The 12,431-nt window shown below is 71.5% G+C and carries 8 protein-coding genes, 1 pseudogene and 1 riboswitch; of the genes and pseudogenes, 6 read left to right on the top strand and 3 right to left on the bottom strand.

Translation table 11 applies throughout. The features are described from left to right. Window positions 1–88: 88 nt before the first annotated feature. The 4 genes from ABD419_RS06210 to ABD419_RS06195 all read left to right on the top strand — a co-directional run bounded on the left by ABD419_RS06210 (window position 89) and on the right by ABD419_RS06195 (window position 5,806). Complete coding sequence (locus ABD419_RS06210) at window positions 89–1,141, top strand: glycerophosphodiester phosphodiesterase family protein (protein ID WP_344483196.1); 1,053 nt, start codon at window positions 89–91, stop codon at window positions 1,139–1,141. A gap of 149 nt (window positions 1,142–1,290) precedes the next feature. Next, the gene (locus ABD419_RS06205; RefSeq protein ID WP_344483193.1) at window positions 1,291–2,760 is read left to right on the top strand and encodes a vWA domain-containing protein; all 1,470 of its coding nucleotides are present in this window, start codon (window positions 1,291–1,293) and stop codon (window positions 2,758–2,760) included. A 419-nt stretch (window positions 2,761–3,179) separates the two neighbouring features. Continuing rightward, the gene (locus ABD419_RS06200; RefSeq protein WP_344483190.1) at window positions 3,180–4,751 is read left to right on the top strand and encodes a cytochrome ubiquinol oxidase subunit I; all 1,572 of its coding nucleotides are present in this window, start codon (window positions 3,180–3,182) and stop codon (window positions 4,749–4,751) included. Then, the gene (locus ABD419_RS06195) at window positions 4,751–5,806 is read left to right on the top strand and encodes a cytochrome d ubiquinol oxidase subunit II (protein WP_344483471.1); all 1,056 of its coding nucleotides are present in this window, start codon (window positions 4,751–4,753) and stop codon (window positions 5,804–5,806) included. The genes ABD419_RS06200 and ABD419_RS06195 overlap by 1 nt, the downstream gene beginning before the upstream one ends. Before the next feature lie 120 nt (window positions 5,807–5,926). Here the strand turns inward: ABD419_RS06195 and ABD419_RS06190 are convergent, their stop codons facing one another. Both ABD419_RS06190 and ABD419_RS06185 read right to left on the bottom strand, forming a co-directional pair. Beyond that, window positions 5,927–6,955: a proprotein convertase P-domain-containing protein gene (locus ABD419_RS06190; protein WP_344483187.1), complete on the bottom strand. Its 1,029-nt coding sequence runs from the start codon at window positions 6,953–6,955 to the stop codon at window positions 5,927–5,929. Between the two features lie 322 nt (window positions 6,956–7,277). After that, window positions 7,278–8,222, bottom strand: a complete 945-nt coding sequence (locus tag ABD419_RS06185; RefSeq protein WP_344483184.1) for a hypothetical protein — start codon at window positions 8,220–8,222, stop codon at window positions 7,278–7,280. Between the two features lie 221 nt (window positions 8,223–8,443). Here ABD419_RS06185 and ABD419_RS06180 point away from each other — a divergent pair, with 221 nt between their 5' ends. Then, window positions 8,444–9,097, top strand: a complete 654-nt coding sequence (locus tag ABD419_RS06180; protein WP_344483181.1) for a class I SAM-dependent methyltransferase — start codon at window positions 8,444–8,446, stop codon at window positions 9,095–9,097. A gap of 119 nt (window positions 9,098–9,216) precedes the next feature. Here the strand turns inward: ABD419_RS06180 and ABD419_RS06175 are convergent, their stop codons facing one another. Continuing rightward, complete coding sequence (locus ABD419_RS06175; protein ID WP_344483178.1) at window positions 9,217–11,319, bottom strand: RICIN domain-containing protein; 2,103 nt, start codon at window positions 11,317–11,319, stop codon at window positions 9,217–9,219. Between the two features lie 231 nt (window positions 11,320–11,550). Then, window positions 11,551–11,657, top strand: a riboswitch (TPP riboswitch). Between ABD419_RS06175 and thiE the strand changes: the two are divergent. Further along, a pseudogene (gene thiE, locus ABD419_RS06170) lies at window positions 11,652–12,284 on the top strand (thiamine phosphate synthase); the annotation flags it as partial. Its footprint overlaps the riboswitch before it by 6 nt. Between the last annotated feature and the right edge of the window lie 147 nt (window positions 12,285–12,431).

Below are 12,431 nucleotides of genomic sequence, written 5' to 3'. Positions count from 1 at the left end.
GGAAGGGTTGCCGGGGCCGGCGTGAAATGTCATCCGGAGGTGGAGCGGCGTTCATCGCGGCGTCAGGCCGGGACCCCAGGCTGAGGCCATGAGACGCTTCCTCACCGCCGGCGCGGTCGCGGTCATCGCCGCTTCCGCGCTGTTCATCGCCCTGCCCTCGCCCGCCGAAGCGCACCCCAGGCGCGACTTCGACCTCCAGGCCCACCGCGGCGGACTCGGGCTCGTCGTCGAGAACACGCTGCCCGCGTTCGCGAACGCGCTCGAACTCGGGGTGACCACGCTCGAACTCGACGTCCAGATCACCGAGGACGGCCACGCGGTCGTCACCCACGACCGCCGCGTCACCGGGTCCAAGTGCCTCGACACCGACCCCGCGTTCGCCGGCGACCCCGAGTACCCGTACGTGGGCAAGTACATCACCAACCTGACCCTCGACCAGGTCCGCACGCTCGACTGCGGCACCCTCACGCAGGCGGCGTTCCCCGGCCAGGAGGCGCACCCGGAAGAGCGGATGCCGCTGCTGACAGAGGTGTTCGACCTCGTCAGGGACTACCGCGCCAACGGGGTGAAGCTGAACATCGAGACCAAGGTCGAAGCCGGTGCGCCGCATGAGACCGCGCCGCGCGAGGCGTTCATCGAAGCGGTCGTGGACGACATCCGCGACGCCCGGATCGGCCGCCAGGTCACGATCCAGAGCTTCGACTGGGGCTCGCTCATGCTCATGGGCGAGACCGCGCCGGACCTGCCGCTGGTGGCGCTCACGAACATCTCGTTCCTCCAGACCGGCCAGCCCGGCGCCTCGCCCTGGCTGGGCGGCATCGACATCGACGACTTCGGCGGCGACCCGATCGCCGCGGTCGACTCGTTCGGCGCCGACGCGTTCTCGCCGGTCCACGGCTCCCCGCAGAACGGGAAGGTCGGCGACGCGAACTACGTCCCGTACGTGACCGAGGCGATGGTCGACCACGCGCACGACCACGGCATCGAGGTGGTCCCGTGGACCGTCGACGACGAGGCCACCATGCGCAAGCTCATCGACGACGGCGTCGACGGCATCATCACCGACTACCCGGACGTGCTCCGCGACGTCATGAAGGACTACGGGTTCAAGCTCCCGAAGCGGTACCGCTCCTGCCGGTGACCGGCCCGTCACCCGGTCTCGGGTCGGCCACGGTCGCGTCCAGTTTGCTCTCCGAACCATTACAGTTCGGGCACACCGGGAACCGCTGAGCGGAACAGGCGGTCTCATGGAGGCAATCCCCGCTACCGCCAAGTAAGAAGGGACCCTCCATGAGACGCCTGCAGGCCACGATACCCGTGGCGGTGCTCGCCGCCGCCCTCGCCGCGTGCTCCGGCCCGGGAGGCGGCGACTCCGCCGCCGACATGTCCGGCGAGGCCGCGCCGGGGTCCGTCGACCCCGGATACACCGGTGCCGAGACGTTCGCCCCCAACGAGGCCGTCGACCCGGCCGAGGACCCCGAGTCCACGTTCGCGGTCGACGTCGACACCGCCTCCTACGACTTCGCGCGACGCTCCCTCCTGGACGGCGAACTGCCGCCCCCGGACCAGGTCCGGCCCGAGGAGTTCGCGAACTCCTTCGACTACGGGTACGGCGAGCCCGAGGGGAACGGCTTCGCCGTCCACATCGAGCGCGCCGCACTGCCCGAGTGGTACGCCTCGGGCGACGCCACGCAGCTGCTGCACGTGGGCCTCCAGACGCGGACGGTGCCCGACAGCGAGCGCGCCGACGTCAACCTCACCTTCGTGATCGACGTGTCCGGCTCGATGGAGGCCGACGACCGGATCGGCATCGTCCGCGACTCCCTCCACATGCTGGTGGGGGAGCTGCGGCCGAGCGACGCGGTCGCGATCGTCACCTACGAGACCGACTCCGAGGTCCTGCTGGAGATGACCGAGGTCGGCGACGGCGACGAGATCGGCGACGCGATCGACGACCTCGAAGCCCGCGGCTCCACCAACATGCAGGCGGGCCTGGAGGACGGGTACGAGCTCGCGGCCGAGGCCTTCGACGCCGACCGCGACAACCGGGTCGTCCTGCTGTCGGACGGCGAGGCGAACGTGGGCCTCACCGAGCACGACGCGATGCTGGAGGAGATCGGCGGCGAGATCGCCGACGGGATCACCCTGCTCACGGTCGGGGTCGGCGACTCCTACAACCAGGGCCTGCTGGAGCAGCTCGCGGACAACGGCGACGGCTGGGCCGTGTACTTCGCGTCGGCGGGCGGCGCCGAGGAGGTGTTCTCCGAACGGCTGACCTCGACGCTCGGAGTGACCGCCGAGGACGCGAAGATCCAGGTGACCTTCGACCCGGCGACCGTGGCCGACTATCGCCTCATCGGCTTCGAGAACCGGGCCGTCGAGGACGAGGACTTCGAGGACGACTCGGTCGACGCGGGCGAAGTCGGTCCCGGGCACAGCGTGACCGCGCTGTACGCGATCACGCCGACCGGCGAGGCGGGCGACTACGCGTCGGTCGCGGTGCGCTGGACCGACCCCGAGACCGGCGAGACCGGCAGCGTCGAGACGACGACGAGCACGGGCTTCGGCACCGACATCGCCGACTACCGCATCGACACCGCGATCCTCGCGGCCGCCTTCGCCGAAGTGCTCCGCGGGACCGCGGACTTCACCTGCGCCGACCTCCTCGCCGACGTCGAGGCGCAGGCGGCGATCACCGGCGATCCGGACGTCGCGGAGCTGGCCGAACTCGTCGCGATCGCGGCCGAACTCGGGGCTTGATCGAGTACGGCTCTCAGCCGGGGTCGATGCCCGGCGTGCTCGGCTCCTGACGGATTCCGGAGCGAGTCGGCGTCCGAAGCGCGACGGTTCCCGGGCCGGGCGAACGCCCGACCCGGGCCTTCGGGCCCCGATCGGCGGCCGGCCGAGGTCCCGGGATCGGCTACCGTTCACGGTCCGGCCGCCGGGCCGGCCCCGCGCCCGAGTCCCTCTCGGCCCGGTCGTCACGCCGTCCGGGCCGTGCCTATCTCAGTTTTGAGCGCTGACAGGATCGCCCGCTAGCCGCGCGGCAGGAACCGCAGCCCGGAGCGCGGAATACCAGGCCACAGCGTTTTTGAACACGTTCGGATCGGCCCGGTCGGCGCTTGTGAAAGCATTCACAAGAGCGTGGATCCGGACGTTCGGACACCTATGTTCAAGGCATGGACGCAACCCAGCTCCTCGCCCAGGCCGCCGACATCGCGGCCGACCCGGCGGGCCTCATGCCCGCCCGGCAGCAGATGGCGCTGTCGCTCGGATGGCACATCATCCTCGCGTGCTTCGGCGTCGCCTTCCCCGCGATCATCTTCGTGATGCACCTGCGCGGCATCCGCAAGAACGACCCCGTCGCCCTCGGACTCGCCAAGCGGTGGGGCAAGGTCTCCGCCGTGCTCTTCGCCATCGGCGCCGTCTCCGGCACCGTGCTCAGCTTCGAGATGGGCATGCTCTGGCCCGGCCTCATGGGCACCTTCGGCGACGTCCTCGGCCTCCCCTTCGCCTTCGAAGGCCTCGCGTTCTTCCTCGAGGCGATCTTCCTCGGCATCTACCTCTACGGCTGGGGCCGCATGCCCCCGAAACTCCACCTGCTCATGGTGGTGCCCATGGCGATCACCGGCGTCGTCGGGACCTACTGCGTGCTCGCCGTCAACGCCTGGATGAACGCCCCCACCGGCTTCGACATCGTCGCCGGCGAGGTCGTGAACATCGAACCCTGGGCCGTCCTGTTCAACCAGCACGTGCTCCTCGCCTTCGCCCACATGTGGCTCGCCGCCTACATGGTCGCCGGGTTCTCGATCGCGGCCGTCTACGCCGTCGGCATGCTCAAAGGCCGCCGCGACCGGCACCACCGGCTCGGCTTCCTCGTGCCCTTCGCGTTCGCCACGATCGCCGCGCTCGCCCAGCCCTTCGCCGGCCACTTCCTCGGCCACGACCTCGCCGAGCGCCAGCCCGCGAAACTCGCCGCGTTCGAGTTCGCCGACGAGACCGCCGACGGCGCCACCCCGCTCACCATCGGCGGCGTCTACATCGACGGCGAAGTCAAGTGGGCCATCGAGATCCCCTACCTCAGCTCCGTCGCCTCGCTCAACTCGTTCACCGAACCCGTGCCCGGCCTCGACCAGGTCGCCGAGGAGGACCTGCCGCCGGTCAACTTCACCCACTACTCGTTCCAGACGATGATCGCCCTCGGCTTCCTGCTGCTCGGCACCGTCCTCCTCTACTGGGTCATGCGCTGGTGGCGCAAGGTCGACCTCCTCGACAACAAGTGGTTCCTGCGGCTCACCGCCGCGACCGGCGTCCTCGCCGTCACCGCCATGGAGGCCGGATGGATCGCCACCGAGGTCGGCCGCCAGCCGTGGATCGTCTACGGCGTCATGCGCACCACCGAGGCGGCCGCCGACCACACCGGGGTCCTGTGGTTCGTGTACGGCGGCTCGGTCGTCCTGTACGGCGGCATGACCGTCGGCGCGATCGTCGTCCTCCGCTCGATGGCCCGGCGCTGGCGCAAGGGCGCGGCCGACCTCCCGAGCCCGTACGGCCCGCAACTCGCCGCCGACGGCCCCGCCGAAGTGCGCGACTGCGCGGACGAGCAGAGCGCGACTGCTCAGGGTATGAACGAGAACGACGCGGCCGCGAAGGCCGCACCCGGAAGCGATGCGGCCGCGAAGACCGCACCCAAGAGCGATGCGGCCGCGCACGGCGCGACCGTCCACAGCGGCGAGGAGACGGCGCGATGATGACGGTCGAGTTCGCCGTGGCCGCGGCGCTGTTCGCCGGGGTCCTCTTCTACGCCGTACTCGGCGGGGCCGACTTCGGCTCCGGCTTCCACGACCTCACCGCCGGCGGCAGCCGCCGCGGCGCCGAGGTGCGGACCCTCATCGACCACAGCATCGGCCCGGTGTGGGAGGCCAACCACGTGTGGCTCATCTACGTCCTGGTGATGTGGTGGACCGGCTTCCCCGAGTCGTTCGCCGCCGCGATGACGACCCTGTACGTGCCGCTCGTGCTCGCCCTCGTCGGCATCGTCCTGCGCGGCGCGAGCTTCGCGTTCCGCAAGTACAGCGAGACCCTCTGGCAGGCACGGCTCTTCGGCGTCGTGTTCGCGACCTCGTCGGTCCTCGCGCCGTTCTTCCTCGGCACGATCGCCGGGGCCCTCGCCTCGGGGCGCGTCCCCGAGGGCGGGAACGGCGACGCCTGGTCCTCGTGGATCGCGCCGACGCCGCTGTTCACCGGCGCGATCTCGGTGGGCACCTGCGCGTTCCTCGCCGGGACGTTCCTCACCGCCGACGCCGCCCGGCGCGGCCGCCGGGCGCTGGCGGAGCGGATGCGCCGCCGGTCGCTGGTGGTCGGCGCGGCCACCGGCGTCGTGGTGTTCGCGGGGCTCATCCCGATCGAGCACGACGCCCCGACGCTGTGGGAGGGCCTGATCGGCCGCGCGGCCCCGGTGGTGGCGCTGTCGGCGCTCGGCGGGATCGCGACGCTGGTCCTCTTGTGGCGCAGGCGGTTCGGCCCGGCCCGCGGGACCGCGGTGGTCGCGGTCGCGGCCGTCATGGCGGGTTGGGGCGTCGGCCAGTACCCGTGGGTCCTGGTCGACCAGGTGACGATCGCCGAGGCCGCGGGTGCGCCGGCGACGATGCAGGGGCTGCTCGTGGCCGTGGGGATCGCGGCGGTCGTCGTCGGCCCGGCCCTGGGCTACCTGTTCTACCTGACGCAGACGCCGCAGTGGAACGAGCAGGGGAGCGGCGCGGAGGCCCCCGAGCGCGTCCACTGGAGCGCGCGCGTCAGCGATTGACCACATGGGACATACTTGGTTCTGCGGTGGATACAGTGGAGGGCCGGGCGCGATGGCGCCCGGCCCTCTGCGCGAGTCCTGGGGGACCGGCGGGAACGCGGGGTCGGGGCCGGTCCGGCGCTAGATGCTCAGGGACCAGTTGTTGAACGTGCCGGTCGAGCCGCCGCTGTAGGTGTCGGTCACCAGCAGCGTCCACGTGCCGGACCTGGCCTCGCTCGACAGGTTGACGCTGTAGGTGCGGGTGCCGAAGTTCCCGGTGCCCGAGCCCGACGCCTGGATCGTGCGCAGGGTGCCGTCGGGCGCCTGGAGGCGGACCTGGATATCGCCGTAGTACGGGTGGGTGATGCTCACCGTCACGGAGCTGGTGGCCGAGGCCGAGCCGGTGCAGCTCAGGGTGATCGCGCGGGAGATCGTGCCGCCCTCGGTGACGGTGCCGGCGGTGCTGTTCGAGCCGTTGCAGTTCGTCGGGGTGCCGCCACCGGAGCCGCAGTAAGTGGTCAGGTGCGACTGGATCGCGGTCTTCTCGGCCGAGTCCACGCTCAGGTCGTACAGGTACTTGACGTGGGTCCAGGCCTTGACGTAGTCGCAGCGCAGGCCGGTCGTGTTGACGGGCATCCACTCCGCGGGGTCGTAGTCGCTCTTGGAGGAGTTCGCGGAGGTGGTGGCGATCCACAGCTGCGGGGAGTTGATGTCGTTGGCGAAGGCCTGGCGCTCGGCGGTGGTCCAGGCCCAGGCGCCGGAGGCCCAGGCTTCGGAGAGGGCCACGACGTGGTCGATGGTGGCGTTGGAGACCGTGGTCGTCCAGGTGTTGTCGAAGTCGGACTGCCAGTTGCCGGATGTCGGCTGGCAGCCGTCGCTGGTGACGACGTTCTGGCCGTCGCGCTTGAGGATGTACTGGCGGGCGGTGCAGCCGCCGGAGCCGGACACGGAGTTCCAGTGCGGGAACAGGTCCCGGTCGTAGGTCGAGCCGTGGGACTCGGCGGCGACGGTCAGCTGGTTCAGCTCGGACTGCGCGGTGGCGGTCGAGGGGATGCCGGGCGGGCGGACCGCCTCGGCGGGGGCGGCGTCGACGGCGAGGACGGCCAGCAGCGCGAGCGCGACCGCGGCGAGCGCGGCCAGGGCGCGGCGGGGGAGGAGGGACCAGGACATGTGCAGCTCCTGAGCAGGGTGATGGGGAACCGGCGGATCCGGTTGCGGGGGAGCGGCTGACGGGGGACGGGGGCATCGGCCTGATTCGATATAAACATGGGATCATCGGTTCAGGCAAGAGGTCGGGACGAATGTTCACGAGCCGGACACGACGACGCCGCCCGGCCGACGGCCGGGCGGCGTCGTCCTCTTTCGAGTGACATGCAGGGCGGTGGGCCCGGTTTCTGTCGGACCCTGCGGCAATGCTGGGGGCCTACGGTCCCCTTCTGGGTGGGTGGGGGCTAGGGATGGTCATACGGCCTTCAGCTTTGAACGCCTGTCGCTACTGCACCTCGCGTCTGGGGTTCAGCTGGTCCACGAACCAGATGTCGAGGACGTCGCCGACGATCGTGCGGACCGCGTCGTCGGCCTCCGGCAGCGACTCGCCGTCGGCGCGGCCGATGACCACGTACATCAGGTAGTGCCCGTAGGTGTTGTACCCGAGCTGCGTGTCGGCGCGGCCGAGCTCCTCGGCGCCGCCGTCGGTGCGCAGCACCGCGAACCCGCCCTCCAGGCCCGCGGCGATCGCCGCGCGCAGCTCCTCCGCCTCGGCGGCGGTGGACAGGTTCAGGATGCCCGCGGTGGCGGCGTACTCGCCGTCCGGGTTGAGGATCGTCGCGCGCACCGTCTGCGTGCAGTCGGTGTCGGCGAGCAGTTCGGCGAGCTCGTCGAGGCCGGCCTCGGCGCAGTCGCCGAGCTCCTCCGCCTGGAGGACCCCGTACGCCCCGGCCGCCCCGGCGGGCGTGATCGCCTCGGCGCCGAACAGTTCCTCGACGGTGAGCGGCGCGGCGTCGGTCTCGCGGCTCGCGATCGGGTCGACGACCTCGGGCGCGCCCGAGGCCTCGTCGCCCGCGGACTCCTGCTCGCCGCCGGCGTCGGCGCTCGGCGCGGCCGGCTCGGGCTCGCCCTCGCGCAGCACGATGAACGTGCCCGCCGTGCAGGCGGCCGCGACCGCGAGCCCGCTGACGATCGCGAGCGCGACGAGCCACCACTTGGTGCGGCGCCGGGCGCGCTGGGCGGCGCGGCGCAGGGGGCGGGACGCGTGGATCTGCTCCAGATGCGTCTCCAGCGCCTCTTCGGGCGAGCGCTGCGCGAGCGCCTCCGGACTGAGCCGGACGGTCGGCGCGTCCGCGCCCTCGTCGTACTCAGCCCAGTCGAATCCCGGCGCTTGCTGGTTCCGGTGCCCCGTCTGCTGCGGGACCCCGAAGGGGGACGGGCCATGTGCCATGGAGGCAGCTTAGCCCCGGAAGAGGGCGAAACGGTGAATCGTTCCCCCTGGAGATGGACGGGATGAGCGGCGTTCATCTCCACGGGTGACACGCCTGCCGCACACCGCGGGTGCCGTGTGACACGTGATATTCCACCGGCGCCGGGCCGGTGCGCGACGCACAGGTCTCTCCCGCCAGGTCCCGCCGCCGCGGCCGGCCGCGGCAGGCGACAATGGTCGGCATGTCCCAGGGCCCATCCGAGCAGCCAAAGCACTACTTCAGCGAGCAGCCCGCGGTCGACGACCGCGAGCGCACCATCGGGTTCGAACTCGACGGCGTCGAGTACGAGCTGACGACCTCGACCGGCGTCTTCTCCGGCGGCCGCCTCGACCCCGGCACGAGCGTGCTCCTGCACAAGGTGGTCCTGCCCGAGACCGCCGGCGTCTTCCTCGACCTCGGCTGCGGCTACGGGCCGATCACCAAGGTCCTCGCCCAGCGCGACGACGCCGAGGTCTGGGCCGTCGACGTCAACCGCCGCGCCCTCGACCTGACCCGCCGCAACACCGCGGGCGTCCCCGGCACGGTGCACACGGCCGTCCCCGAGGAGGTCCCCGCCGACCTCCGCTTCGACGAGATCTGGTCGAACCCGCCGATCAAGGTCGGCAAGGACGTCCTCCACGAGCTCCTCGACACCTGGCTGCCGCGCCTCAAGGACGGCGGCGTCGCCTGGCTCGTGGTCTCCAAGCACCTCGGCGCCGACTCGCTCGCGCGCTGGCTCACCGAGCGCGGCTGGAGCGTCGACAAGCACGCGAGCGCCCGGGGCTACCGGGTCCTGCGCGTCGACCGCGCCGAGTCCGCAGCGTCCCCGGAGTCCTCGGCGTCTTCGGAGTCCTGACGGTTCCCGGCGCGCCCCCGGGTCCGTGACCGCGCGGCCCGGGCCGTCCCCCGTTCGCACCCGACCGGTCGGCACGGCGGCGGGGTGCCCGGCGTCCGGGCGCCCCACCGCCGCGTCCGCTACTGGATGCCCTCCTTCACCAGCCGCCACTGCTGGCAGGTCGCGCCGTTGGCGGTGTACTGCTGCGCGATCGCGCCGTCGGCTGTGGAGCATCCGGTGATCTCGAGCAGCTTGCCGCTGTTGGCGTTCGCGAACGTCCAGTAGCCGCCGCTGGTCGCGGCGGTCCACCGCTGGGTCGCGTGGCCGGTCGAGCCCCACTGCACGGCATCGACGCCGTCGGCGGTCTGCGCGGAGGGGATCTCGAGCAGCTTCCCGCTGTTGCGGTTGACGAGCTGCACCGTCGATCCGCCGGTCACCGTCCACCGCTGGGTCGCGTGGTTGGTGTCGCCCCACTGGCCGATCGCCGCGCCGTCGGAGGTCAGGGCGCTGAGGACCTCCAGGTACCTGCCGCTGGCGCGGTTCTGCACCTGGAAGACCGGGTCGAGGGCGGTGCTGCGGTACAGGTGGATCACGTCGAGCTCGGCGAAGTTGGTGCCCTTGGTGAACCGGATGGTGTTGGTCCCGGCGTTGAGCGTAACGGACTTCTGGGCCCACCCGAAGCGGCCCCAGTCCACAGTGGCTGGATAGCTGATGGAGGAGCCGGAGCCGCCGTTGACGCTGACCGAGTGGGTCGCCGCGGCTCCGTAGCCGTTGTCGTAGCGGGCGTTGACCGTGTAGGTCCCGGCGGCCGGCACGTTCACGGTGAACTCGACGTAGTCGCCGGAGTCGTTGATGTTGCCGACCTTCGAGCCGTTCGACGCCTGCACGTGAGCGACCGTGGAGACGCTGTTCAGGACGGCGTTCTCGGCCTCGTACTGCTGGGCGTCGAGGGGGATCGAGCCCACGCGGATGTCGTTCAGGTCCGTCGCCGTGTTCTCGACGTTGACGGCCTGGTAGAGGGTTCGGCCGTCGGCGCTCACGTCGATGCCCTGCGCGAACCCGCTGAAGTTCCCGCCCTGGGAGTCGGTGGCGTCGTAGGTGACCGCCATCGGCAGCCGCTCCCACGGGCCTTCGCCGAGGTTGTAGTTGACGTAGAAGTTCTGGCCGCCGTCGATGTTGCCGCTCGCGTCGAGCGACCACTTCGAGGCCACCACGACCATCCCCTTCGGACCGCCGCTCGGCACCCACTCCACGTACGGCGAGGAGCCGATCCCGCGGCCGTCGGCCAGCTTGATCGGGGTGCCGATGCTCGTGGTCGAGCCCCAGTTCAGGCCGTCGGCGGAGATCTTGTAGTAGACCGGGGCGGTGTTCTGGGACCGGCTGGGGCGGTTGACGACCTCGAAGGTCGCCATGTACCGGCCGTCCGGCAGCTCGGCCACCGTGATCATGCCGGGCCGGTCGCTCTGGTTGGTCGGCGCCGAGACGTTGACGAGCGAGCCCCAGGTCTGGCCGCCGTCGGTGGAGCGCCGGTAGGAGACCGCCTGGAGCACGCCGTTCGCCTTCTGGCGCTCGTCGGAGTAGTACGCGACGAGGCCGCCGTTGGCGTCGATCGCGAGCGAGGGCTCCCACACCGTGGTGGTCGTGGAGGTCGGGCTCGGGTCGTAGACCGCCGGGCCGCCGGAGTCGATGGTGCTCAGGTAGCTCCAGCTGGTGCCCTGGTTCGTGCTCTTGTAGACGACCAGGCGGCTGGAGGAGCGGTCCTCCGGCATGACCATGCCCGCCAGGAGGATCGTGCCCGCCGTCAGGTTCCCGGTGGTCTCGGTGACCTCGAACAGGAACGGCTGCGCGGTGCGGGTGAGCGCGGGGAACTGGTCGCTGGGGTTGACGTCGGCGACGTGGGTCCAGCTCGCGCCGTCGTTGGTGCTGCGGTAGATCGGGTAGACCTGGTCGCCGTTCTCGAGGACGAGCTGGTCGAAGGTGACGATCTGCGTGCCGTTCGAGCCGCCGCTGCTCTTGAGCACGATGATCTTGGCGTACGTGGTCCCGGCCGGGGCGCCGCCCTCGGGGTTGAACGAGCTGCCGGCGGCGGGCGAGTACACGAGCGCGCCGTTCCCGGTGGTGACCGCCGCGGCGGGGGAGGGGGCCCACGCGAGGGACGCGGCCATGGCGGCGGTGAGGAGGAGCACGGCCGCGAGGAGGAGGGCGCCCCCTCTCCGGAGGTCGAGGAGTCGGGCATGTCGCATGGGAGCTCCCATTCTTTACAACGTTGTAATACTCGTGCGGGGCCATCGTAAGCCCTGCCCCGGCCGAAGGTCAAGACCCAGGTCACAGGGCGGAAACAGGCGTGAAACGGGCCGCGCGGGGCAATGGCGACAGTCCGACCGGGACGCACGCGCCGGCGCGGTGGCCGTGTCCGCATGCCGACACACCGGTTGCGAAACGCCCTCGCGATGGCGTAGCGTGACGGCCGAACGACAAACCCGCGGGAGTCCGATGCATCGGGCTGAGAGGGGACTTGGTAGTCCCGACCGTCGAACCTGATCCAGGTCATGCTGGCGCAGGGAGAAGGAGCCTCATGCGATCTGTTCGCCTACCCCGACTGCACGTCGTCACCGACACCCGCGCCCCCCTCGCGGTCCCGGACCCGCGCGGCCCGCTCCACGTCGTCGAGGCCGCGCTGGCCGCCGGGGCCCGCCTGATCCAGGTGCGGCCCGAGGACCACTACACCGACCGCGCCGCCTTCGACCTCGCCGCCGCCGTCGCCGAACGCTGCGACGCGTACGGCGCGGTGTGCCTGGTCAACGACCGCGTCCACATCGCACAGGCCGTCGGCGCCGACGGCGTGCACCTCGGCGCCGACGACCTCCCGCTCGACGCCGCCCGCCGCCTCCTCCCCGCCGCGATCATCGGCGGCACCTGCCGCGACCCCGAATCCGCCCGCGCCGCCCGCCGCGCCGGCGCGACCTACCTCGGCGTCGGACCCGTCTGGGGCACCACCACCAAGACCGGTCTGCCGCAGCCGATCGGCCTCGACGGCCTCGCCGCCGTGTGCGCGGCCGTCGACCTCCCCGTGATCGCCATCGGCGGCGTCACCGCCGAACGGGCCGCGCTGTGCCGCGAGGCCGGCGCCCACGGCGTCGCGGTCGTCGGCGCGATCGCCGCCGCCGACGACCTCGCCGCCGCGACCGCCGAACTGCTTGCAGCCGTTGGAGAGACGACCGAGTTCGCGCAGCGCCCCGTGCCGCGGCGGTCCCGCCCGGGAAGCCGAGACGCGGCGACCGGGTCCACACGCCGACCCGCACCGCCAGCCGCCGGCCCCGCGGACCCGAACGCTGCGACCGGCACCGACCGACCC

It is taken from the genome of Glycomyces endophyticus (assembly GCF_039531525.1).
GTDB classification, from domain to species: domain Bacteria; phylum Actinomycetota; class Actinomycetes; order Mycobacteriales; family Micromonosporaceae; genus Glycomyces; species Glycomyces endophyticus.
The sequence above is the reverse complement of the archived record's forward strand: the minus strand, read 5'-3'. Positions and strand labels throughout refer to the sequence as shown.

What these genes read in the sequence shown, in the direction of transcription:
- ABD419_RS06210 (WP_344483196.1), top strand. Translation starts at nt 89, where the DNA reads ATGAGACGCTTCCTCACCGCCGGCGCGGTCGCGGTCATCGCCGCTTCC.
- ABD419_RS06205 (WP_344483193.1), top strand. Translation starts at nt 1,291, where the DNA reads ATGAGACGCCTGCAGGCCACGATACCCGTGGCGGTGCTCGCCGCCGCC.
- ABD419_RS06200 (WP_344483190.1), top strand. Translation starts at nt 3,180, where the DNA reads ATGGACGCAACCCAGCTCCTCGCCCAGGCCGCCGACATCGCGGCCGAC.
- ABD419_RS06195 (WP_344483471.1), top strand. Translation starts at nt 4,751, where the DNA reads ATGACGGTCGAGTTCGCCGTGGCCGCGGCGCTGTTCGCCGGGGTCCTC.
- ABD419_RS06190 (WP_344483187.1), bottom strand. Translation starts at nt 6,955, where the DNA reads ATGTCCTGGTCCCTCCTCCCCCGCCGCGCCCTGGCCGCGCTCGCCGCG.
- ABD419_RS06185 (WP_344483184.1), bottom strand. Translation starts at nt 8,222, where the DNA reads ATGGCACATGGCCCGTCCCCCTTCGGGGTCCCGCAGCAGACGGGGCAC.
- ABD419_RS06180 (WP_344483181.1), top strand. Translation starts at nt 8,444, where the DNA reads ATGTCCCAGGGCCCATCCGAGCAGCCAAAGCACTACTTCAGCGAGCAG.
- ABD419_RS06175 (WP_344483178.1), bottom strand. Translation starts at nt 11,319, where the DNA reads ATGCGACATGCCCGACTCCTCGACCTCCGGAGAGGGGGCGCCCTCCTC.